General features: G+C 71.9%; 20 protein-coding genes and 1 pseudogene. 13 read left to right on the top strand and 8 right to left on the bottom strand.

What is annotated here, in order from left to right; all coding sequences use genetic code 11:
- Positions 1-131: 131 nt before the first annotated feature.
- The 4 genes and pseudogenes from CC117_RS39995 to CC117_RS38475 all read left to right on the top strand — a co-directional run.
- A pseudogene (locus CC117_RS39995) lies at positions 132-452 on the top strand (DUF3987 domain-containing protein); the annotation flags it as partial.
- Positions 382-1743: a YfjI family protein gene (locus CC117_RS00685; protein ID WP_321572565.1), complete on the top strand. Its 1362-nt coding sequence runs from the start codon at positions 382-384 to the stop codon at positions 1741-1743. The pseudogene CC117_RS39995 and the gene CC117_RS00685, both read left to right, overlap by 71 nt.
- 566 nt (positions 1744-2309) lie before the next feature.
- The gene (locus CC117_RS00680) at positions 2310-2585 is read left to right on the top strand and encodes a helix-turn-helix transcriptional regulator (RefSeq protein ID WP_198541679.1); all 276 of its coding nucleotides are present in this window, start codon (positions 2310-2312) and stop codon (positions 2583-2585) included.
- 116 nt (positions 2586-2701) lie between these two features.
- Positions 2702-4063 (top strand): tyrosine-type recombinase/integrase, encoded by a 1362-nt coding sequence (locus tag CC117_RS38475; RefSeq protein WP_084131165.1) that lies wholly within the window; start codon positions 2702-2704, stop codon positions 4061-4063.
- 132 nt (positions 4064-4195) lie between these two features.
- Here the strand turns inward: CC117_RS38475 and CC117_RS00670 are convergent, their stop codons facing one another.
- The 4 genes from CC117_RS00670 to CC117_RS00655 all read right to left on the bottom strand — a co-directional run bounded on the left by CC117_RS00670 (position 4196) and on the right by CC117_RS00655 (position 7886).
- Positions 4196-5359, bottom strand: a complete 1164-nt coding sequence (locus CC117_RS00670) for an acyl-CoA dehydrogenase family protein (RefSeq protein ID WP_071081755.1) — start codon at positions 5357-5359, stop codon at positions 4196-4198.
- A 54-nt stretch (positions 5360-5413) separates the two neighbouring features.
- Positions 5414-6319 carry a 3-hydroxybutyryl-CoA dehydrogenase gene (locus CC117_RS00665; protein WP_071082030.1) on the bottom strand — a complete coding sequence of 302 codons (906 nt, stop codon included), beginning with the start codon at positions 6317-6319 and terminating at the stop codon, positions 5414-5416.
- Between the two features lie 289 nt (positions 6320-6608).
- Entirely contained in the window at positions 6609-7511 is a 903-nt protein-coding gene (locus tag CC117_RS00660) for an AEC family transporter (RefSeq protein WP_071081754.1), read from the bottom strand.
- Between the two features lie 57 nt (positions 7512-7568).
- Positions 7569-7886 (bottom strand): hypothetical protein, encoded by a 318-nt coding sequence (locus CC117_RS00655; RefSeq protein ID WP_084131162.1) that lies wholly within the window; start codon positions 7884-7886, stop codon positions 7569-7571.
- A gap of 190 nt (positions 7887-8076) precedes the next feature.
- Here CC117_RS00655 and CC117_RS00650 point away from each other — a divergent pair, with 190 nt between their 5' ends.
- Both CC117_RS00650 and CC117_RS00645 read left to right on the top strand, forming a co-directional pair.
- Positions 8077-9285, top strand: coding sequence for an alkane 1-monooxygenase (locus CC117_RS00650; protein WP_071081753.1), 1209 nt, complete (start codon positions 8077-8079; stop codon positions 9283-9285).
- A 377-nt stretch (positions 9286-9662) separates the two neighbouring features.
- Positions 9663-11180, top strand: a complete 1518-nt coding sequence (locus CC117_RS00645) for a cation:proton antiporter (protein ID WP_241829750.1) — start codon at positions 9663-9665, stop codon at positions 11178-11180.
- 66 nt (positions 11181-11246) lie between these two features.
- On the opposite strand, the gene add is transcribed toward CC117_RS00645, so the two are convergent.
- Together add and CC117_RS00635 are read right to left on the bottom strand one after the other, a co-directional pair.
- Entirely contained in the window at positions 11247-12320 is a 1074-nt protein-coding gene (gene add, locus CC117_RS00640) for an adenosine deaminase (RefSeq protein WP_084131160.1), read from the bottom strand.
- Between the two features lie 130 nt (positions 12321-12450).
- Positions 12451-13173 (bottom strand): lysophospholipid acyltransferase family protein, encoded by a 723-nt coding sequence (locus CC117_RS00635; protein ID WP_071081752.1) that lies wholly within the window; start codon positions 13171-13173, stop codon positions 12451-12453.
- 307 nt (positions 13174-13480) lie between these two features.
- Between CC117_RS00635 and CC117_RS00630 the strand changes: the two genes are divergently transcribed.
- The 3 genes from CC117_RS00630 (at position 13481) to CC117_RS00620 (ending at position 15906) form a co-directional block, all read left to right on the top strand.
- Positions 13481-14167: a M50 family metallopeptidase gene (locus CC117_RS00630; RefSeq protein ID WP_084131319.1), complete on the top strand. Its 687-nt coding sequence runs from the start codon at positions 13481-13483 to the stop codon at positions 14165-14167.
- Between the two features lie 57 nt (positions 14168-14224).
- Complete coding sequence (locus CC117_RS00625) at positions 14225-15109, top strand: SOS response-associated peptidase (RefSeq protein WP_071081751.1); 885 nt, start codon at positions 14225-14227, stop codon at positions 15107-15109.
- A 65-nt stretch (positions 15110-15174) separates the two neighbouring features.
- On the top strand, positions 15175-15906 hold the full coding sequence (locus tag CC117_RS00620; RefSeq protein ID WP_071081750.1) for a tyrosine-protein phosphatase: 732 nt from the start codon (positions 15175-15177) through the stop codon (positions 15904-15906).
- A 19-nt stretch (positions 15907-15925) separates the two neighbouring features.
- Here the strand turns inward: CC117_RS00620 and CC117_RS00615 are convergent, their stop codons facing one another.
- On the bottom strand, positions 15926-16480 hold the full coding sequence (locus tag CC117_RS00615; protein WP_071082025.1) for an HdeD family acid-resistance protein: 555 nt from the start codon (positions 16478-16480) through the stop codon (positions 15926-15928).
- Between the two features lie 330 nt (positions 16481-16810).
- On the opposite strand from CC117_RS00615, the gene CC117_RS00610 reads away from it, so the two are divergent.
- Together CC117_RS00610 and CC117_RS00605 are read left to right on the top strand one after the other, a co-directional pair.
- A complete protein-coding gene (locus tag CC117_RS00610) occupies positions 16811-18424 on the top strand; it encodes an ABC-F family ATP-binding cassette domain-containing protein (protein ID WP_071081749.1) in 1614 nt (537 codons plus the stop codon).
- A 157-nt stretch (positions 18425-18581) separates the two neighbouring features.
- A complete protein-coding gene (locus CC117_RS00605; protein WP_071081748.1) occupies positions 18582-19553 on the top strand; it encodes a cation diffusion facilitator family transporter in 972 nt (323 codons plus the stop codon).
- Positions 19554-19570: 17 nt separating this feature from the next.
- On the opposite strand, the gene CC117_RS00600 is transcribed toward CC117_RS00605, so the two are convergent.
- Positions 19571-20992, bottom strand: coding sequence for a hypothetical protein (locus CC117_RS00600; protein WP_116287667.1), 1422 nt, complete (start codon positions 20990-20992; stop codon positions 19571-19573).
- A 532-nt stretch (positions 20993-21524) separates the two neighbouring features.
- Between CC117_RS00600 and CC117_RS33915 the strand changes: the two genes are divergently transcribed.
- Together CC117_RS33915 and CC117_RS00595 are read left to right on the top strand one after the other, a co-directional pair.
- The gene (locus CC117_RS33915; protein ID WP_020459808.1) at positions 21525-21743 is read left to right on the top strand and encodes a helix-turn-helix domain-containing protein; all 219 of its coding nucleotides are present in this window, start codon (positions 21525-21527) and stop codon (positions 21741-21743) included.
- A 2-nt stretch (positions 21744-21745) separates the two neighbouring features.
- Positions 21746-22492: an enoyl-CoA hydratase/isomerase family protein gene (locus CC117_RS00595; RefSeq protein ID WP_071081746.1), complete on the top strand. Its 747-nt coding sequence runs from the start codon at positions 21746-21748 to the stop codon at positions 22490-22492.
- Positions 22493-22505: the final 13 nt, after the last annotated feature.

The following is a 22505-nucleotide window of genomic DNA, read 5'->3' as shown; positions in this document are numbered from 1 at the left end:
AACCGGCCGCTACGGCCCGCTCAGGGCCTCGCCAGAAGCCCGCCACCGACCCCACCCGGCCACCCACCACATCACCCGTCCCGCCGCCCACTGGCCCGTCAGGGCCTGTCTGATCCTCGTAGGAGGTGCCCATGACCGCACCACCACCAGCCACCGTCCGCCCGATCCGCCCCCACGACCCCACCCTGACCCCGCCCGCCAACGGCGGCCCGCCCTGGGAGTTGCCTGTCCCGCTCACCCGGCCCGCACCACCACCGGCGTTCCCGATCGAGGTCTTCCCCGACTGGCTCGCCGACATGGTCCGCGCCGTCGCCACCTTCACCCAGACCGACCCCGCCATGGCCGGCGCCGTCGCCCTCACCGTCCTGTCCGCCTGCGCGGGTGGGCGCCTCCAGGTCGAACCGGCGGACCGCTGGCGGGAACCGGTCAACCTCTTCCTCGCCACCGTCGCTGAACCCGGCGAACGCAAAAGCCCCGTCCACGCCGCCCTCACCGCCCCCCCTCCAAGCCGCCGAGCAAACCCTCACCGCACGGATCGGGCCGCTGGCGCGGGAGAACTTCGAGCTGCTCGACATCGCTCAGCGCACCGCCGAACAGGCCAAGGCCGCCGCCGCGAAAGCCCCCAGCGACAAGCGAGACGCCGCCGTCGCCGAGGCGCTCGCCGCCGCCCTGGCCGCCGAGGCGATCACCGTGCCCACCCTGCCCCGGCTGCTCTGCGACAACGTCACCCCTGAGGAACTGACCAGCCTCATGGCCGAACACGGCGGCCGCATGGCCCTGCTCTCCCCCGAAGGCGGCGTGTTCGACATCCTCGCCGGCCAGTACTCCAAAGCCCCCAACCTCGACCCCTACCTCAAAGGCCACCCCGGCGAACCCATGCGCGTCGACCGCAAAGGCCGACCCCCCGAGTACATCCCCGCCCCCGCCCTCACCGTCGGCGTGATGATCCAACCCGTCGTGCTCCGCAAGTTCGGCGCCGACAGCGGGCTGGCCGGCCGCGGCCTGGTCGCCCGGTTCCTGTTCGTCATCCCCACCTCCCTCGGAGGCTGGCGCGACGTCCAAGCACCCCCGGTCCCCCCGCAGGTCGCCGACCAGTACGACCGCACCGTTCACGACCTCGCCGCGACCCTGGCCGAATGGGGCGACGACCCCGCCGTGATCACCCTCACCCCCGACGCCACCGCCCTGCGCCTCGCGCACGCCGAACGCATCGAGGTCCAGCTCCGCCCCGGCGGCCAGTTCCACGACATGCGCGAATGGGCCAACAAGCTCGCCGGCACCACCCTGCGCCTCGCCGGCCTCCTCCACATGGCGCATTACCCCCACGACGGCTGGCGCCACCCCATCGCCGCCGCACAGATGGCCGCCGCGATCCACCTCGCCGACGTCCTCGCCGCCCACTACACCGCCGCCCTACACACCATCACCGCCGACCCCGCCAGCGGACCCGCCGGCCGCACCCTGCGCTTCCTCACCGACAAGAAGATCACCGACTTCACCCGCCGGGACCTACACCGCTCCCTACGCCGGCAACTCCCCAAGGCCAGTGACGTCGCTACCGTCCTGGACACCCTCACCGCGCTCGGCTGGACCCGCCCACGCCCCGACGGCCGCTATGAGGTCCACCCCCGCGCCGCCGAGCTTCTCGAGAGCGGTGACACGGTGACAGCCACCATCGAAAGCGCCTTCACCGCCGGGCGGAACACCGAACGCCCTGGTAACGGCCCCGGCGAGAGCTGGTGACACCGGTGACAGCCACCCGGCAGACCGCGCCCGACTGTCACCGCTGTCACCGGGGTGTCACCACCCCTGGTGACAGCCCTACACCCACCTTGACCTGCGGAAACACTCGCCGGAACGGCGATTGTCACCGTGTCACCGGGGTTCCGGCGTTCGCGGGGGAACACCCGCCGGGGCCGCCCTTGCCCCAGGGGGCGGGCTGTCACCGCTGTCACCGCCCTGTCACCACCCCTGGTGACAGCCCTACACCCACCTTGACCTGCGGAAACAGCCGCCAAAACCGCGATTGTCACCGTGTCACCGGGGTCCGGGGATTCTCCCCAGCGAGGCCGCCCAACTGTCACCGCTGTCACCGCCCTGTCACCGGGGCCGGTGACACCTTCGGACCTCGTCTTACCTGCGGAAACAGGCGCCAGAAGGCCGATTGTCACCGTGTCACCGCTGTCACCGGGGTTCGCGGCCCACCAGGTGACGACCACACCCGAGCCGCACACCCGAAGCGGCCCCGGCGACCAGCTGGCCAGCAACCCGCCGGGGCCACACTCCCTTTCAGAAGGAGCACCCCAAGGATGACCACACCCACACAGCAGCGGAACCCCACCAGCAACAAGGCCACACAGTCACCTCCGCCGACCCGCCACGGTCGCCGGGAGCTGCTTCCCCTCACCGTCGTCCTGGCTGAACTCGGAGACGAGCACGGGYCGCTCGCCCGAAGCACCTTCGACGACTGGCGGGCCCGCGGGGTCGCACCCAAGGTCATCAAGCTGCCGAACGGGCAACTGCGCGTCGACCGCGCCGACCTCAACGCCTGGATCGACAGCCGCGTCCAGAGTCCCGCCGCATGACTACGACGCCGTCCGGCGCCGGCCGCCCAGACCAGGGTGGCCGGCCCACTTCCTTTGACGTTCGTGTCTGGTCGGTCAAAAAGATCACCAACAAGAGTCGGAGCACGACCCACCAGGTGCGGTGGAAGGTCGGCCCGAAGTCGCACAGCCGGAACTACTCCACGGTCCGTCTCGCCGATTCGCGCCGCGCCGAACTGCTCGCCGCCGCGAAGAGGGGAGAGGCGTTCGACATCGAGACCGGCCTTCCCGTCTCCGAATTGCGTACCGCGGTGCCCGAACCCGAGGCGACGTCACGCCGCACCTGGCTGGAGCACGCACGCGACTTCGCCGACGCCAAATGGGATGAGGGGCTTGCCCCTGGCACCCGGCGCGCCTTGGCCGACGCCCTGGCGACTGTCACCCCGGCACTTCTCCTCGGCGACCCGCCGGATGCCATCGCCTCCTGTGTTCGTGAGGCCCTGTTCGGGTGGACTTTTCAGTCCGGGCGCCGTCGCCGGTCGGCCGGCGACGGCAGGTGGGCGGAGAACCCGCCGCCGGCAGAGTTGGAGAAGGCGGTGCAGTGGCTCACTAACCACACCCGCCCGATCGAGGACTTGGCCGATCCGGAGCTGATCCGGTCCTGCCTGAATGTCCTCTCGCGCAGGCTCGACGGCCAGCCCGCCGCCCCGAACACGGTGCTGCGTAAGCGGGTCGCGTTCGGTGCCTGCCTGGCCTACGCGGTTGAACGGGGAGACCTGGCCCGCAACCCGCTGCCGGAGTCGTCTCGGTCGGGGCCGAAGACGCGCGAGCAGGTGGACCGCCGGGTCTGCGTGAACCACGGCCAGGCCCGCCGCCTGCTGGAGAACGGGGTGCGGCCCATCGCGCCGAACCTCGTGGCCTGGTACGGGTCGATGTACTACGCGGCGATGCGGCCTGGCGAGATGCAGGAGCTGCGTGAAGCCGACCTGCGGCTACCGAAGAAGGATGGCGCGTGGGGCACGGCGATGCTGGTCGGCAACAACCCGGAAATGGCCGGGGGGTGGACCGACGAGGGGACGCGCGCGGCTCGCCAGCTCAAGCACCGCGCGGCCGGCGACACCCGAGAGGTCCCCATCCACCCGCTGCTGGTGAAGCTCTACCTCTGGCATCTGGACGAGTTCGGTACGACCGCCGACGGACGGCTGTTCCGGGGTCTCATGGGGGGACCGGTCACGGCGGTCCGGCACCGAACCGTTTGGGGCCAGGCCCGGAAGCGTGCGCTGTCGGCCGCCGAAGCCGCCTCGCCACTCGCGCGCCGTCCGTACGACCTCCGGCACGCCGCCGTGTCGGAGTGGCTCAACGCAGGGGTTGCCCCGACGCAGATCGCCCAGTGGGCGGGCCACTCGGTCGCGGTACTGCTGCACACCTACGCCCGGTGCATCGTCGGTCAGGACGAAGCGGCGCGTCGGAGGATCGAGGCAGCCCTGCGCCTGGACGACGACGAGCCTGACGCTGCTTGATCGAATCCACACCACGTCCACAAACACTCGGCAGCAGCCATGATCACCCGGTGGTAGTCGGGAACGCGGCCGGCCCACCATGATCGATCAAGCGGGCAGATCATGGCTGCTGCCAGGGAGAATGGCGAGTTCCTAGCCCCTGAGCAGGGCGCGGGACATGACGATCCGCTGGATCTGGTTCGTGCCCTCGTAGATCTGGGTGATCTTCGCGTCGCGCATCATCCGCTCGACCGGGAAGTCGCGGGTGTAGCCGGCGCCGCCGAAGAGCTGGACGGCGTCGGTGGTGACCTCCATCGCGACGTCCGAGGCGAAGCACTTCGCGGCGGCGGTGATGAAGCCCAGGTTCGGCTCGCCTCGCTCGGCGCGGGCCGCGGCGACGTAGACCATGTGCCGGGCGGCCTCGATCTTCATCGCCATGTCGGCGAGCATGAACTGGACGGCCTGGTTGTCCGCGATCGCGCGGCCGAACTGGCGGCGCTCGCGCACGTAGTCGAGGGAGGCATCGAGCGCGCCCTGGGCGATCCCGACGGCCTGGGCGCCGATGGTCGGGCGGGTGTGGTCGAGGGTGGCGAGCGCGGTGCGCAGGCCGCTGCCGGGCTCGCCGATGATCCGGTTCGCCGGGATCGTGCAGTTCACGAGGTGGATCTCGCGGGTGGGGGAGCCCTTGATCCCGAGCTTGCGCTCCTTGGAGCCGACCTCGAAACCGGGATCGTCCGCGCGCACGACGAAGGCGGAGATGCCGTTGGCGGGCTTCGCCGCGTCCGGGTCGGTGACCGCCATGACGGTGTACCAGGTGGACTCGCCGGCGTTGGTGATCCAGGTCTTGGTGCCGTTGAGGACCCAGTGGTCCCCGTCGAGGTGGGCCCGGGTGCGCATGGCCGCGGTGTCGGAGCCGGCCTCCCGCTCCGAGAGGGCGTAGGAGGCGGTCGCCTCACCGCTGGCGAGGGAGGGCAGGACGAGCTTCTTCAGGTCCTCCGACCCGGACAGCAGGATCGGCATCGTCCCCAGCTTGTTGACCGCCGGGATGAGGGAGGAGGAGGCGCAGACCCGGGCGACCTCCTCGATGACGATGCAGGTCGTCACCGAGTCGGCCCCCTGGCCACCGTAGATCTCCGGGACGTGGACCGCGTTGAACCCGGAGCGGTTCAGCGCATCCCGGGCCTCGCTCGGGTACCTCTCACGCTCGTCGACGTCCGCGGCGAACGGGGCGATCTCCTTCTCGGCGAGATCGCGGACCGCCTCACGGAYAGCGTCGTGCGTGTCGTTGAGCCGGTAGGCGTCGAAGTTCGGATCCACGGCGGTGTCGTCCTCGTCCTAGGTCGGTCGTGACCGGTCCGGAAGCGTGACCGGTCAGGCGTAGCGGTGGAAGCCGCGGCCGCTCTTCTTCCCGAGCAGTCCGGCGTCGACCATGCGCAGGAGCAGCGGCGGCGGCGAGTACAGGGGCTCCTTGAACTCGTCGTAGAGCGACTCGGCGACGGCCTTGACGGTGTCGAGCCCGATCAGGTCGATGAGCCGCAGCGGGCCCATCGGGTGGGCACAGCCGAGCACCATGCCGAGGTCGATGTCCTCGGGGGAGGCGAAGCCGGACTCCTGCATCCGGATCGCCGACAGCAGGTAGGGAACGAGCAGCGCGTTCACCACGAAGCCCGCCCGGTCCTGGGAGCGGATCACCTGCTTGCCCAGCGCGGAGGTGACGAACTCCTGCGCCCGGCTGAGGGCGGCCTCGGAGGTGAGGAGGGACGGGACGAGCTCGACCAGCTTCATGACCGGCACCGGGTTGAAGAAGTGCACACCCAGCACCTGCTCCGGGCGGCCGGTCGCCATCCCGAGCTTCATGATCGGAATGGAGGAGGTGTTGGACGCGAGGATCGCCGCCGGGTCGACGACGACCTTGTCGAGCGCGGCAAAGATCTCGGTCTTGACCTGCTCGTTCTCCGCGACGGCCTCGACGGTGAACTGGCGGTCGGTGAAGTCGCCGAGGTCGGTGGTGAAGCTCAGCCGGCCCAGCGCCGCGTCCCGGTCGGCCTCGGTGAGCTTGCCGCTGCGGGCACCCCGGTCGAGCGAGGTGGTGATCCGCTTGCGGCCGGCCTCGGCGGCTCCCGCGTCCACTTCCCGGACCAGCACGTCGAGCCCCGCCCGTGCGCAGGCCTCGGCGATGCCGGAGCCCATGAGGCCGCACCCGATCACGCCGATCCGGCGGATCTCGGTTGTCGCCTGCGGTTCCGGCGAGGCCTGTACCTGCTGTGTCTCGGCCACGTGGCCGCCTCCGTTCTCGCGCTGCTCCGTCACTGCGCCGACCGCCGACCGCCGACCACCGCCTGCGGCTGGCCCGGCACGGCACCAGGTGCGTTCGGCCGGTCGGGCGGCCACCTGGTCGCCGGCTGGCCGGCCGCGTCGGTCCGGTGCGAGTGTCTCCGGTCGGCCCGGCGTTTGCGACCCAGCGATATTGGTCCTATCCAACTATAGGACGCCCTTGTAGTTGGCTGCCGGTTCTGCGATCCGGCTGACGCCATCCGGCCGACCGGCTATAACCGGCGGACCAGGCTCAGGGATGCAGGGGGAGCGACCACAGTGCGAGTGTGCCGATGGACAGCGGCACCCCGACGCCGACCAGCAGGCTCGGCAGCGGGCGGGCCAGGCCATGCCGGTCAGCGAGGATCGCGCCGGCCACCATCGGTGGCATCGCCGTCTCGAACAGCGCCACCCTGACCTCCGGGGCGCCGAACAGGCCGCCGGCCACGTACAGCGCGAGCACGAGCGCCGGGGCGACGGCGAGCTTGACCGTGAGCCCCAGGGCCAGCTCCCGCCACCACTCGCGCACCGCGGGCAGCCGAAGCTGCAGACCGACGGAGAACAGCGCCAGCGGGGTCAGCGTGCCGCCGATCGAGGCGAGCGCCTCATCGAGYCAGACCGGATACTCCACCGGCCGCAGCGCYAGTGCCAGCACGAGGGCGATCAGCGAGGGCCGCACGAGCACCTTGCGGACCACGGCCAACGGCGCCGTGACAGCTCCGGAAGCAGCGGTCACCACGACCAGGACCACGGTGTTGAGGATCAGGTACGAGCCGAGCTGGTCGGTCAGCAGCGCGACCGGCACCCAGGACTCGCCGAGAAACGCGGTGACCATGGGGATGCCCACGAACGAGGTGTTCGCCACCGCGGTGGCGGCGATCAGCGCGGCCACGACCTGCCGGGGCAGCCGCATCAGTCGTGCCGCCACCAGGTAGATCAGCACCGTGACGGCGCACAGCAGGTACGGGGCCGCGACGACGAGCACGATCTCGGACGGAATGTCGACGTCGTGCAGGACGTGCAGCGTCAGCGCCGGTAGTGCGATGTCGAGCAGCCAGATGCCGAGGGCCCGCGGTGCGTCCTCGGCGAACCGGTGCGCGCGCTGGGCGGCGATGCCCGCGACAAGACCGACAAGCACCACGACCAGGGCGGACACCGGCGCATCGTTTCAGCCCGGCAGCGCCGCGCGACCCGCCCCGCGACGTCGCCTGCGTCACTCGCCAGGGGCGTCGGGGCGTTCCGGTCGGCTTTGCTGACCCCTGGTGGCGGCTCGGCGCGCGACTCGGGTGCGGTAGAGCCGGTTGAAGGTGATGTGCGTGACGAAGAGCAGCCCGGCGACGAGGTAGTTCACGTCGCCGAGCGACCGCTGACCCGGCAGGGGCAGGAGCGTGTAGGTGATCAGGACGGCGGCGGCGAGGAAGAGCGTGCCGATCGTGACGCCGCCGATCCACGGCGGCGCGTCCGTCATCGACCCGTGCGCCCGTGTCGCGGCTGGGGCGGCGCCGGGCGGCGGCTCGGTCTGCGCGGTCACAGGAACCAGTGTGCACCGCGCGGCCGCCACGGGTGGGCGGCGATTCACCGCGTGATGGGCGATTGTTCCTGTCGATGGTGGATGTGACACTGCGGTGACAGAGCGGACCAGGCCCGGCGCGCCGGTGCCCGGGCGGGGCGTGGCCCGCCCGGCATGCGGCCCGCGGCGGGCGGGCGGAAGGGCAACGGGCATGGCTGCACCAGTGCTGGTCGACCAGACCGGAGCGAGGTGGCGCGACGGCAAGCGGTACATGTGGCTGACCGCGCTGATCCCCCCGCTCCTGCCGATCGTCTCCTTCGGGCTCTGGCACCGCACCGGTTCCGGGCTGCCGTGGTGGCTGACCCCGCTCTTCGTCTTCGGGCTGCTGCCGCTGCTCGACGCGACGTCCCCGAAGGACCCGGTCAGCGCGCCGGACTGGACGCGCACGGCGCTGGACACCGACCGCTACTACCGCTGGTGCACCTACCTCTACCTGCCGTTGGCAGGCGTCGCCCTGGCCCTCGGGTGCTGGGCCTGGACGGAGGGCGACCTCTCCCCGGTCGAGCGGGTGGCCGTGGTCCTCGCTCTCGGCACCGTCACCGGGATCGGCATCAACACCGCCCACGAGCTGGGCCACAAGCGGGACAGGCTGGAGCGTGTCCTGGCCAAGGCCATGCTCGCAGCCTCCGTCTACGGCCATTTCCACGTGGAGCACAACCGGGGCCATCACGTCCGCGTCGCCACCGCCGCCGACCCGGCGAGCGCCAGACTGGGGGAGAGCTTCTGGCGGTTCTGGCCGCGCACCGTCGGCGGCAGCCTGCGCTCCGCCTGGGAGCTGGAGGCACGCCGGCTGYGCCTGCGCGGACGATCACCGTGGTCGCGGCACAACGAGGTGCTGAGCGCGTGGGCCTACAGCGTGGTGCTCTTCGCCGCCCTCGCGGTGGCTTTCGGCGCACCGGCCCTGCTCTTCCTCGCCCTGCAGGCCGTCGTCGGCTTCTCCCTGCTCGAAGCCGTCAACTACATCGAGCACTACGGGCTTGCCCGGGCCCGGCTGGAATCCGGCAGGTACGAAAAGGTCGAGCCCCGGCACAGCTGGAACAGCGACGACGTCATCAGCAATCTGGCGCTCTACCATCTGCCTCGGCACAGTGACCATCATGCGTTTCCGGCGGTGCGGTATCAGTCGCTGCGCTCGTTCGATTCCGCGCCGCAGCTGCCGGCTGGCTACGGATCGATGATCCTGGCTGCTCTCGTTCCCCGATTCTGGTTCCGGGTGATGGACCCGCGTGTCGTCGCGCACTACGGCGGCGATGTCACCAGGGCCAACATCGACCCCCGCCGGCGGTCACAGATCCTCGCCCGCCACGGCGGCGCGCGGGTCGGGAACGTCCGTACGGCCGAGGCCCGCCCGGTCGGCTGACCGCTCCCACACGCTGCGGGAAAGACCGGTAACCAGCAGACACGGCCGTGCCGGTGGATCGTTCACCCCGGACGCACGTAACGCGGTTTCTCGCTGGTCACGCCACCACGTCTGACCACCGGCGAACGCGTGCCGCTTCTTTCCGCGGACCACCTCAGGATCTTCGTCCGCTGGTTATTCTCGTGTCGGTGGCCTTCACACGCCGCGGAACCTCGCGGTTGGGCGTGCCCACAAACCCGGACCGACGGTCGGCCGGAGTTTCGGGGGCCCGGACATCCCGCGGTATCAGGGACGGGCCCCGGGCCGAAGGTACTTCGCGGTGGTGGGAGCGACCGACCTTGTACACGACAGAAGCGGCGACGATAGTGGCAGCCCCGGTGGCGCCGTTGTCGCATCATTCTCTGCTTGTCTTTCTTCTCCAGCTGACGGTGTTGCTCGCCCTCGCGGTCGGCCTCGGGCGGCTGGTGGCCAGGATCGGGCTGCCCTCGGTCGTCGGTGAGCTGCTGGCGGGTGTGCTGGTGGGCCCGTCGCTGCTGGGCTCGGCGGCTCCCGACCTCGCGGGCTGGCTGCTGCCCGCCGAACCGGACCAGATGCACCTGCTCGACGCGGTGGGCCAGATCGGTGTGATCCTTCTGGTGGGCCTCACCGGCCTCGAGATGGACATGCGGATGGTGCGGCGCCGGGGCGCCACCGCCGCCCGGATCAGCATCGCGGGCCTCCTCCTGCCGGTGGGCCTCGGTGTCGGGGCAGGCCTGCTCGTGCCGGATTCGCTTGTCGCCGACGGTGCCGACCGCTCGACCTTCGCGCTGTTCCTCGGTGTGGCCATGGGCGTCAGCGCGATCCCCGTCGCAGCGAAGATCCTCCTGGACATGCGGATGCTGCACCGCAACGTCGGCCAGCTCATCCTCGCCTCCGCGACCGTCGACGACGCGGTGGGCTGGTCACTGCTGTCGGTGGTGTCCGCGATGGCCACGACCGGTGTGCGGGGCGGGGACATCGCCTGGCCGGTGCTGAGCGTGCTCGGTGTCATCGTCTTCGCGCTGGTCCTGGGCCGGCCGCTGGCCCGGCTCGCGGTCGCCCTGGGAGGTCTGGCCCATCAGCCGACCGGCGAGACGGGCGATGCCGGCGCGCGGGCCGCGGCGAAGCCGGTGGCCCCGGAGGACGGAGCAGGCTCTCCCCGCGCCAGTGAGGCCGGACCCGCACCGACCGCCGGAGGGGCATCGGCCGCCGGACCCGCACCGACCGTCGGCGCCGTCGGGGCGGCCGGGCTGGTTGAGACCGGCAGACGGGCAGTGCCGGCCAGCGGCTCCCCATCCGGCGTCGCGGTCGTCGTCCTGTTCGTCTTCGCCGCGGCGGCGGGAACACATGCGCTCAGGCTGGAGGCGATCCTGGGTGCCTTCGTCGCCGGCATCCTGCTCGGTTCGACGCCGACGATCGACCTCCGCCGGCTCGAACCGCTCCGGCTGGTGGTCGTCGGCGTCCTGGCGCCGATCTTCTTCGCCTCGGCCGGGCTGCGCATCGACCTGACGGCCCTGGCCGAGGCCGAGGTGGCGATCGCCGGAATCATCATCCTGGCCCTGGCGATCTTCGGCAAGTTCGCCGGCGCCTACATCGGTGCGCGGATCAGCCGGCTGGGGCACTGGGAGGCGCTGTCCCTCGGCGCCGGCCTCAACGCCCGCGGTGTGATCGAGATCGTCGTGGCCGGCACCGGGCTGCGTCTCGGTGTGCTCTCGACGGCCATGTACACCGTGATCGTGCTGGTGGCGATCGTCACGTCGATCATGACGCCGCCCATTCTGCGGGCGACCATGCGCCGGGTCGAGCAGACCGCGGAGGAACAGCTGCGGGAGCTGGACCTCGCTGACCGGCGCAGCTTCGCGCCCGGCGGCGTGTAGCCAGCCCGCGTCCGCCCGGGCCCATCCCGGCCTGCCTCGACCTGTCCCGCGGCCTCCGGCGGGCGGTCAGGCGGCCGGCGCCGCCCTGACCCCGAGATCCACCGCTGCGGCGGCGAACTCGTCCCGTAGCCGCCGCTTGCCGGCCTCGTCCAGGAAGGAGTGCTCGACCGCGGCGGCGGCTGTCTCGAAGACCTGCTGGCGGGAGAGCCCCAGCGAGCGCAGGGCGTGCAGGTACTCCGCACGCAGGGTCGTGTTGAACATCGGCGGGTCGTCGCTGTTCAGGTTCACGGCCAGTCCCTGGGCGATCATCTCGGGCAGTGGGTGCGCCGCGTAACTGGTGACCGCGCCGGTGCACAGGTTGGACGTCGGGGAGACCTCCAGCGGGATCTGGTGCCGGCGCAGGTGCTCGACCAGGGCCGGGTCGTCCAGCGCACTGGTGCCGTGCCCGATCCGCTCGGCGTGCAGGAACTCCAGAGCGTCCCAGATCGTCCGCGGTCCGGTCGTCTCGCCGGCGTGCGGGATGCAGTGCAGCCCGGCGTCGCGGGCGGCGGTGAACACCGGCCCGAACTGGGGCCGCGGCACGCCCACCTCCGGTCCGCCGAGACCGAGGGCGATCACACCCTCACCGCCGTGGGCCAGCGCAAGCTCCAGCGTGCGCTCACCGGACGTCACGTTGTCGGTTCCCGGCAGCCCGGGGATGTCGGTGATCCAGCGCACCTGGATGCCGGCCTCCCGTTCGGCGTCGAGCCGGCCGGCCTCCACCCCGGCGAACACGGCCGCGGGGTCGACCCCGCGTTGGACGTGCAGCCAGGGCGTGAACGTGATCTCGGCGTAGCGCACCCGCTGCCCGGCCAGGCCGAGCGCGGTCTCGCGGGCGAGCAGACGGAAGTCCTCCTCGTCCCGCAGCACCTGGACGGCGGCCAGGTAGACCTCGATGAAGTGGTCGAAGTCACGGAACTCGTAGTAGGCCCGCAGGGCCTCCAGATCGGTCGGCAGATGGTCGAGGTCGTGGCGCCGGGCCAGCTGGAGCAGGGTGCCCGGCCGCATCGACCCCTCCAGGTGGACGTGCAGTTCCACCTTGGGCAGCGCATCGACGAACTCCTCGTCCGTGACCACCGCGCCGGTGTCGCCATCCCTCACGCCGCTCTCCGTTCCGTCGACTCCGCCGGCTCCAGCTCGCCGGTCCAGACCTCGCGGCCCAGGCCATGGCGGCCCAGGCCATGGCAGACCGGCACCAGCCGGGCCGCCAGATCCATCCTGGCGGACCGGGTCAGGGCGTGGGTCGCGCCGGCGGCTCCGGAGCCGACCCGCCGAGGTGGGCGGGCAGCCACCAGGGCGACTCGCCGGGCGGCGGGGCCGGGTAGCGGCGCTGGGCGTCGTCCAGGATCTCCTTCATCGTCAGTTCCAGCAGCGCCGTTCCGGCCCGGGCGTCCTGCAGTGCCGAGGCGGGCACCGGCTTGCCGACGGTGATCGACACCGGAGTGCCGACCGCCGCCCGCAGGTTGCGCGGCCGGTCCTTGGTCAGGACCCGCTGGCTGCCCCACAGGACCAGCGGGATGACCGGCACGTCGGCCTCGGCGGCCATCCGGGCCGCGCCCGACTTGAACGGCGCCAGGCAGTAGCTCGGGTTGATCGTGGCCTCGGGGAACACCCCGACCAGCTCCCCGTCGCCCAGCGCGCGCACCGCGGCGCGCAGCGACCCGGCGCCGGCCGCCCGGTCCACCGGGATGTGGTGCATGCCGCGCATCAGTGGCCCGCTCACCCGGTGATCGAAGACCTGCTTCTTGGCCATGAACCGGACCATCCGGCGCTGGGACCACCAGAAGGGCACGCCGGCCAGGGCGAAGTCCAGGTACGAGACGTGGTTGATCAGGACGACGCCGCCGCCGACCGCCGGCACGTTCTCCTCGCCGCGCACGTCCAGCTGCAGCCGCAGCGCGCGGAAGAGACCGAGCGCCGTGTGCAGCACCGGCCGATACACGTATTCCGCCATACCGCGGATTCCTCCCCATCCAGATGCCTTGCCGTCGCGCCGTCCCGATCAGGACGTCACCGGCGGGCGCGGGACCACCGTCCGCGCCGGCCGGCGGTGGACGTCGGACCATCGTGCGCCAGTCAGCGGCCCGAGTCGTGCATTCGTCCCCGAGGCCGCGCTCGTCGAACTGCCCCGTCTCTGTCACGGTGTCGCCCGGCGGGCGGGAAATGCGGGATTATCGGGACGCCCACCGACGAGCCCACCCGGCCGGGGGTGCGGCGACACCCGACGACGGAAGACGAGGGAAGGAGCAGCCACGTCCGATCTGCTGAGCCGGAGTTTCGACGCGCAGCCGGCCCCCGCCCACTGGATCCTCGTGGTGACCGGCGTCGTCGCGCTGCTCACCGTCGCCAGCGACCGGGTCTGGCCGACCGCGCGGCATGTGGTGACGATCGCGCACGAGGGCGGGCACGCCCTCGTCGCCGTCGCCACCGGACGCCGCCTCGCCGGAGTCCGGCTGCACTCCGACACCTCGGGGGTGACGGTCTCGTCGGGCCGCCCGACCGGGCCGGGCGTGATCCTGACCGTCGCCGCCGGTTACACCACCCCGTCGCTGCTCGGCCTGGGGGCGGCGGGCCTGCTCGCCACCGGGCGGGTCACCCTGCTGCTCCAGCTCCTGGTCGCGCTGCTGCTGACCATGCTGGTCGTTGTCCGCAACGGGTTCGGCGTGCTGTCGGTGCTGGTCAGCACAGCGGTGGTGCTCGGTGTCTCGTGGTTCGCCGCGGACGACGTCCAGGCCGGCTTCGCCGCCTACGCCACCTGGTTCCTGCTGGTGGGTGCTGTGCGGCCGATCGTCGAGGTGCAGCGCCAACGCCGTCGCCGGCGGGCGTGGGACTCCGACCCCGACCAGCTGGCGCGCCTCACCGGTCTGCCGGGCACGTTCTGGGTCGGCGCGTTCGGCGCGGTGTCCCTGGGCTGCCTCGCGGCGGCCGCCGCCGCCCTCGTCGTCTGACAGGTCGTCCCACCGCGGTCGGCGGGAACTGTCGCACCCGGCTGCGAGACTGGGGCCATGTGCGGGAGGTACACCCAGACGCTGAACGCCGACGACCTCGCCACGGCGATGTCCGCGGTGGATGAGACGGGCGGCCGGCTGCGGGAGAGCTACAACGTGGCCCCGACCACCGAGATGCCGATCGTGGTGGTCCCGCGGCACCCACGCCCCGGGGGCGAGGGGGAGGGCGAGAACAGGGCCGGGGGCGGTGCGAGTGAGCGCAGCGCCGAGAACGAGCCCGGGCGGGTGGTGCGGCTGGCCACGTGGGGCCTGGTGCCGTCCTGGGCGAAGGACCGCGCGATCGGCAGTCGTCTGATCAACGCACGGGCCGAGTCGGTCGCCTCCAAACCGGCGTTCCGGGCGGCGTTCGCCGCACGGCGCTGCCTGGTTCCGGCCACCGGCTTCTACGAGTGGCTGCGGATCGGCGGGTCCCGCAAGGGCCAGCCCTACTACATCCACCCCGCCGGTCACCCCGCCGCCGACGGCCTGTTCGCCTTCGCCGGCCTCTACGAGGTCTGGCGGCACGGCGAGCAGCCGCTGACCACGTTCACCATCATCACCACCGACGCCGCCCCGGGCCTGGAGTTCATCCACGACCGGTCACCGGTCGTGGTGCCACGGTCGGCCTGGTCCAGGTGGATCGATCCGGCGGTGCGCGACCCGGCCGCGCTGGCCGGCGTCCTGCGGCCGGCGCCAGCCGGTGTCTTCACCGCCCACCCCGTGGCCGCCGCCGTCGGCAGCGTCCGCAACAACGCCCCGCAGCTGATCGACCCGGTGGAGGTGTCCGACGATCTGGCCGCGCTGGCCGCGGATTCCGTTTCCGGTGGCGGTGGGAACTCCGTCCCGCAGCACGAGGCCGTTCTCGTCAGCGAGGATGATGCCAGGTCACACGCGCGGCGGTGACGGTGAACGACACCGCGGGACCCGCCCCCGCGTGACGGTGCGTCAGACGGTCGGAGGGGCAGCGGATGGAAACAGGCGAGATTCGCACGGAGCGGTTGGCCAACCTGCGCGACGTCGGCGGGATGGCCACCACCTCGGGCCAGCTGATCAGAGCCGGCGTGCTCTACCGCAGCGACATGYCCCGCGTGGGAGATGAGCGCCCCGATGCCTCCTTCACCTGGCCTCCGCCGACGGTGGTGGATCTGCGGGCGTCGATGGAGCGGGGCGACRCGCCCCATCCGCTGTCTCTGCTCGGCTCGGAGATCCACGTCAAGCCGCTGATCGGTGAGGGCAGGAACACTGTGAGCGAGTCCGTGACCGCGGAGGTCCGCGCGGGTGGCCTGCGCATGCTCTACCCGGTGATCCTCGACGTCGCCGCACCGCGCCTGGTGGAGATCCTCGACCTGGCCGCCGAGGCCCCGGGCCCACTGCTCGTGCACTGCGCCGCCGGCAAGGACCGCACCGGAATCGTCGTCGCGCTCCTGCTGCGCCTCGCCGGCGTCGTCCCGGAGGCAGTGGTCGCCGACTACATGGCGACCGGGGCCAACATGCCCAGTATCGTGCGGCGGCTCAAGGGGCAGGCGCTCCTGCCCGGCGCGCGCACCGGGGAGCGCCGCGCGAGCGAGGTCTCGATGGAGGCGGTCGGCGCGGTGTTGGAGATCATCGACGGGCATCCGGCCGGGGTCGAGGGCTGGCTGCTCGACCACGGGGCGAGCCCCGACTCCATCAGGCACTGGCGCAAGCGCATCGTGGAGTGACCTCCGGCCGGTCCGCTCGTCAGGGCCGCAGCGCGAGCCCGAGGATGACCTCGGTCACCCCGGTCACGATGAGCTGAATGCCGAACAGGACGGCCAGCACCACGACCGTCGCCGACGGCCAGGTGACCGCCAGGATGCCGAGGACCACGGCAAGGCCCGCGATCAGCAGCCCCCGGGTGCGCCCGGAAGCGCCGTCGGCGCGGCGGGACCGGCTCGAAAGGATCAGCAGCGCCCGGATGACGCCTGCGATGATCAGGGCCGCACCCACGACGAGGGCGATGGCGTTCAGTGTCACATTCGGCCACACGAGGATCACCACGCCGGCCGCCGCGGTCAGGACGCCGTACAGGACGGTCGTGTTGCCCTGGTCGGCACGAGCCGCCGACACGACCTCGCCGATACCTGACACCAGCAGGGCCACCCCGGCCAGCACGGCCAGCGCGCCCGCGGTGCTGAAGGGGTTGATGATCAGCAACAGCCCGAGCACGGTGGCGGCGATCCCGAGCAGGACCAGGCTTGACCACAGTGCGCTTGGGCGGTGCGTCTCGCGTTGCTGCCGGTACGTCGTTGTCATGGTGACCTCCCGTGTCCGGAGCATTGGCCGCCGTGCACCGGCGGCCGCGCCCGTGACCTGGGAGAAGGCGTACCCGCCACAGGGTGCGGACGCACGTGGCCAGGGGGAGTCACCGCGGGCGGCCCGGGACGCCCGCGGGCCCCGGGGCCGCGGCCCGTACCCTGGAGAGCATGACCTCTGCCGCGTCGTGAGGCAGGCGATCCCCGGTCCCCCCCGAATACCCGGTACCTGCTGCCCGGTAGGCGGCACCCGGGGGACCAGTGCCCGCGGCGGCTCCCCGCTGACACCTGATGCCCGCACGAAGCCGATGTACGAAAGAGGCCGACCCTCATGATCATCGTGTCCGAGCTGGAGCTCCGGGCCGGAGCCCGCACACTGATCGAGCCGGTCTCCTTCCGGGTGCAGCCCGGCGATCGCATCGGGCTCGTGGGCCGCAACGGCGCCGGCAAGACCACGCTGCTGAAGACGCTCGCCGGAGAGAACCTGCCGTTCGCCGGCAAGGTCGACCTCCGTGGAGAGCTGGGCTACCTCCCGCAGGACCCGCGCACCGGCGACCTCGCCGACACCGCGCGCGACCGGGTACTCGCCGCCCGCGGCCTCGACGTGATCCTCCGTGAGATGGAGAAGCTCCAGGTCGAGATGGCCGAACTCGTCGACGAGTCGGCCCGTGACGGCGCGGTCCGCCGGTACGGCCGGCTGGAGGAGCGGTTCGGCATGCTGGGGGGCTACGCAGCCGAGGCGGAGGCGGCGCGGATCTGTTCGTCGCTCGGCCTGCCCGACCGGGTGCTCGCGCAGCCCATCGGAACCCTCTCCGGCGGCCAGCGCCGCCGGGTCGAGCTGGCCCGGATCCTGTTCGCCGGGTCGGGCAACTCCGATGCGACGCTGCTTCTCGACGAGCCGACCAACCACCTCGACGCGGACTCGATCACCTGGCTGCGCGACTTCCTGCGCGCCCACTCCGGTGGCCTGATCGTGATCAGCCACGATGTGGACCTGCTCGACAAGAGCGTGAACAAGGTCTTCCATCTCGACGCCAACCGCGCCGCCCTCGACGTCTACAACGTCAACTGGAAGACCTATCTCACCCAGCGCGAGCAGGATGAGCGCCGTCGCAAGCGGGAACGCGCCAACGCCGAGAAGAAGATCGACTCGCTGCGAGCCCAGGCCGACAAGATGCGCGCGAAGGCCACCAAGGCGCGGGCGGCCCACCAGATGGACCGCCGCGCCGAGCGCCTGGCTGCCGGCCTCGCCGATGTCCGGGTCGCCGACCGGGTGGCCAAGCTGCGCTTTCCCGATCCGGCGCCGTGCGGGCGCACCCCGCTCACGGCGACCGGCCTGTCGAAGTCGTACGGCTCGCTGGAGGTCTTCACCGGAGTCGACCTGGCGATCGACCGTGGCACCCGGGTCGTGGTCCTGGGTCTCAACGGAGCCGGCAAGACGACCCTGCTGCGGATGCTCGCCGGCCACGAGCCGCCGGATGCCGGCGAGGTGCACCCGGGGCACGGCCTGCGGCTGGGCTACTACGCCCAGGAACACGAGACGCTCGACACCTCCCGCTCGGTCCTCGACAACATGCGGGCGGCCGCACCCACCGCGTCCGATGTGGATCTGCGCCGCATCCTGGGCGCCTTCCTGTTCAGCGGCGACACCGTCGAGCAGCTCGCCGAGACGCTCTCCGGCGGTGAGAAGACGCGGCTGGCGCTCGCCGGGCTGGTGTGCAGCTCCGCCAACGTGCTGCTGCTGGACGAGCCGACGAACAACCTCGACCCGGCGTCGCGGGACGAGGTCCTGAGCGCACTGCGCACCTACCGGGGCTCGGTGGTGCTGGTCACGCACGACCCGGGCGCGGTCGAGGCGCTGAACCCCGACAAGGTCCTCATGCTGCCGGACGGCGTCGAGGACACGTGGTCGCCCGACCTCGCCGACCTCGTCACCCTGGCCTGACCGCGGGCGTGCGGGAAGCTGGCCCGCGCCGCCGCCCGGCATGGCACCCGCCGCAGCCTCCGGGGCGGTGTGTTGACAGACTGGGCGGTCAGTCAGTCCGGCTGCCGTTGCGGCCAGCCGGCCCCAGGCATGGCTATCGAGACGAGAGCGGGGGCGTGTGAGCGCGGAAGGTAGCACCAAGGCGGTCGTGGCGGCGTTGGTCGCGAACCTTGGCATCGCGGTCGCGAAGTTCGTGGCGTTCCTGTTCACCCGGTCGTCCTCGATGCTGGCCGAGTCGATCCACTCGGTCGCCGACTCCGGTAACCAGGCCCTGCTGCTGCTCGGCCAGCGGAAGGCCAGGCAGCCCGCGGACGAGGAGCACCCGTTCGGCTACGGCCGATCCCGCTACATCGCCGGGTTCCTGGTCGGGATCGTGCTGTTCAGCGTCGGCGGGTTGTTCTCCGTCTACGAGGGAGTCGAGAAGCTGCGCCACCCGCACGAGCTGGAAAGCGGTGTGGTCGCCATCGTGGTCCTCGCGATCGCGATCGTTCTCGAGAGCTTCTCCTTCCGGACGGCGATCCGGGAGTCGCGGCATGCCAAGGGCCCGCTGACCTGGTGGCGCTTCATCCGCGAGGCCCGTTCGCCGGAGCTCCCGGTTGTTCTGCTCGAGGATCTCGCCGCGCTCTGCGGGCTGCTGCTCGCGCTCGGCGGTGTCGGCCTCACCCTGCTGCTCGACGAGCCGCTGTGGGACGCCGCGGGCACGCTCGCCATCGGTATCCTGCTGCTGGCCGTCGCGGTGATCGTCGCGATCGAGACCTACGGGATGCTCGTCGGGGAGGCAGCCGCCCCGCCGACCGTGGAGACGATCCGGCGGGCGCTGGCCTCCGCGCCCGCGGTCACCGCCGTGATCCACATGCGCACCCTTCACCTCGGCCCGGAAGAGCTGCTGGTCGCAGCCAAGATCGGGATCGAGCCCGACCTGACCGCGGCCCAGGTCGCCGGTGCGATCGACGAGGCCGAGGCGCTTCTTCGGCAGGCGGTGCCCGCGGCGCGCCGGGTCTACCTGGAGCCCGACATCCTGCGGGTCGCCGCCGGCCAGCCAGCCGTCCCCGGCGCCGGAGCATCCCCGGCCCCGGAGGGGAGCGCGTAGCCGCGGGCGTCGCGGGTTCAGGTGCTGCTGAGGCACATCCGCAGGACCACCGCGACCAGCGCACCCGCGCCGACCAGGAGCAGTGGGAGATCGCCCGCGCGGATGGTGTCCCCGGGCCCCTCCGGGCGCGGTCGCGGCGCCAGCGCCGCGACCGCAAGCCAGGGTGCCAGCGGCAGCCAGGACAGTTCCGTCCCGCCCCAGGCCAGCCCCGCGCACAGGCTGAACAACGCAGCTGCCGCCGCCCCGACGAGGAACGGCCACCCGGGCGTCAGCCGGAGCCGACGCAGCGCCCGGACCAGTACCGGCCCGCCGGCGAGCAGCACCACGACGACGTCCAGAGCGAGCCAGGCCAGCATGGTGGCGATCCCGGCGTCGACCTGGGCCGCGGCCAGGCCGTCCGACCAGGAGAAGCCCCAGGCGAGGAAGAGCCAGAACGGCAGGAGTGCCCCGAGGCCGGTGAGGACGTTCATCAGCGGTCGCCGACGGACGAAGTACGCGGCCGCGACACCGACGCCCAGCCAGACCGCCGGGTAGTCGAACAGGCTGGTGACACCCAGCAGCAGTCCGGAGGCCAGCGCCCACAGCAGGCGCCACCGCCGGCCTGGCTCGCACCCGACCACGCCGACGGCCAGCGCCGCCGCCGCGGGCAGGATGGTCACCGCGTGGGGGGAGGCTGCGGCCCACAGTGCCCACGGTGTCAGAACGAGGACGGGCACGGCCCGGCGTGCCGCCGTCTCGTGGCACAGCGAGCGCACCGCGATCGCCACCAGCGGGACGCTCAGCGCCGTCAGCGCAGTGAGGGCCAGTCCGAGTGTGGTCGCGCCGCTGATGCCGAGCTGGTCCAGCGCCCAGACCAACAGCACCGGACCGGGTGGATGGYCGGCGAGCTGACTGCCGCCGCCGCCCGTCACTCCTGATCCGTCCAGGCCCGGCCCCAGGTCGGAGACCTGGGACGTCCAGCTGGCCAGGTAGGCGAGGGGGTCATCCCCGACGGCGTCGGCGGCGCCGAGGTAGGCGGCCGGTGGCCGCAGCCCACCGGCGAGGCCGGGGCCGGCCGCGGTGGCCAGCGCGAGGCTCCAGCCGAGCGATCCGGCGAAGCTGCCGACCAGCAGGGCCGACCAGCGGATGTGGGTGCTCCGACCGGCGAGCAGCAGGGTGACGACGGCCACGAGGATCGGAAGGAGCACGGCCGGCGCGACGGCGGGGGTGCGCCAGGCCTGCTGGAACGGTGCGGCGGCATGGTCGGATCGGGCGCCGAGGTCCACCCCGCTCGCGGTGATCAGCGCTGTCAGGAGCAGGCCCGCTGCCGCCGCGACGGCCCAGATCCCGAGGTCGACGGCCTGTGTGCGGGTGGCGGGCCCCCACGTGCCGCGGCGCGGCACCATGAGCGCGCGCGGAAGCGTGACCGGGCCTGGGCGTGCGCGGGGACGTGACAGCACGGAGTGCTGACCGGTGGCCGGACCGGTGGYCGGACCGCCGCCGTGCCCGCGGGTCCCCCGGAGACGCATCCGTCTCATCGTCACGTTCCGTGCTCGGGTGCGCTCGCCGGGTCCCGGGGGTGCTGCGGGGGCCGGCGCCGTCGAGGGGGTTGCCGTCCGCGTCGGCCGGCCGTTGACCATGCATGCACCGTAACCAGTCTTTGCGGGCTGTGGATCCACGTGGGTGGGCCGATGTGGATGTACCGTCGGTAACGATGTTCGGCAGGGTGCGCGGGAGTCCGCGCGGCTTCCCGTGCCGGTGACCCGGGGGCGCCCTGTCCCGGCACCGGATCCGTTTGCTGGGCGTGGATTTGCAGGTCAGGGGCTATGAGCCCGGGTGGGAGCGCGGCCGGAGCTCTGGTGGCGGACGCGTGCGAGGCTGTCTCGGCGACAGCTGAACCGCGTGTGATGGATCACATGGGCTTCGAGTGGCGCTGACACCGAAGCTGGGTGAAGATCGGTTCGCAGATCATCGAACACGGAGGGGGCCACATTGGCCGAGCTTAGGAAAGGAACCCGGATCACCGGGGCGGAGCGGGACAAGCTCGCTGCCGAACTTCGGAAGAAGTACGAGTCTGGACAGAGCATTCGTCTGCTGGCCGAGTCGTCGGGTCGTTCGTACGGGTTTGTCCATCGGATCCTGTCCGAATCGGGAACGACGTTGCGCGGGCGCGGTGGTGCGACACGAGGCACCAAGAAGAAAAGCGCCTGACCATGAGCGTGCCGGCCGCCGCTGCGTCCGCCGCGGCGGCGGTCGGGCTGGTCGTGGAAGTGGCCGGGCCCTGTATTTCGTTCACCCTGCGTGATGGCTCGACGGTTGGTGGTTCGGGCGCCAGGTCCGGCTCGCCGGACCTGGCCGCGGCCATGGAGGACTGCCTGCGCGGCCTGCCCGGGGACGTCCGCATAGTCCTGGTCCACGACCTGCACCATCTGCGTGAGCACCATGACTCCGGCGAGTTCGGACGGTGGTCACGGGTGGCCCGGCGGCTGTCCGAACGGGCGGATCTGCTCAGCGTCGCCCTGCTCACCGGGCGGACGTCCGGCCTCGGGCTCGCTCTCGCTCTCGCCTGCGACCTGCGGGTGATGGCCGACGACGCCGCACTCTGCCTCGCCGACACCAGGGCGGGTCGCGTCCCGGCCCTGGGCACCGCGAGTGCCCTCGTCGGAGCCGTCGGTTATGCCAACGCGCTCTGGCTCTGCCTCACCGGCGAGCCGGTGACCGCGACCGAAGCCGCTCGTCTTGGTCTCGCCGCCCGCGTCGTCCCGGCACATGAGCTGGACGCCGAGGCCGATCGGCTGGCGACCCACCTGCTCGCCGGCCCACGGGACGCCGCGACGGAGACGAAGGCACTGCTGGCCGGGGTGGCAGCCAGGAGCGGGCCCGCAGCCGTGCGACAGCGCGAGGCGGAGACGGACGCTCTCACCCGTCTGCTCGGCACACCCGCACGGAATGCTGGGTAGCAACCCGGCACTT

The organism is Parafrankia colletiae (genome assembly GCF_001854655.1).
Taxonomy (GTDB): Bacteria; Actinomycetota; Actinomycetes; order Frankiales; family Frankiaceae; genus Parafrankia; species Parafrankia colletiae.
This window is presented reverse-complemented; position numbering and strand designations above follow the sequence as displayed.

Coding starts and splice junctions, on each gene's coding strand:
- CC117_RS00635 (WP_071081752.1), bottom strand. CDS start 13,173: ATGGCGGAATACGTGTATCGGCCGGTGCTGCACACGGCGCTCGGTCTC.
- CC117_RS00625 (WP_071081751.1), top strand. CDS start 14,225: ATGTGCGGGAGGTACACCCAGACGCTGAACGCCGACGACCTCGCCACG.
- CC117_RS00615 (WP_071082025.1), bottom strand. CDS start 16,480: ATGACAACGACGTACCGGCAGCAACGCGAGACGCACCGCCCAAGCGCA.
- CC117_RS00610 (WP_071081749.1), top strand. CDS start 16,811: ATGATCATCGTGTCCGAGCTGGAGCTCCGGGCCGGAGCCCGCACACTG.
- CC117_RS00595 (WP_071081746.1), top strand. CDS start 21,746: ATGAGCGTGCCGGCCGCCGCTGCGTCCGCCGCGGCGGCGGTCGGGCTG.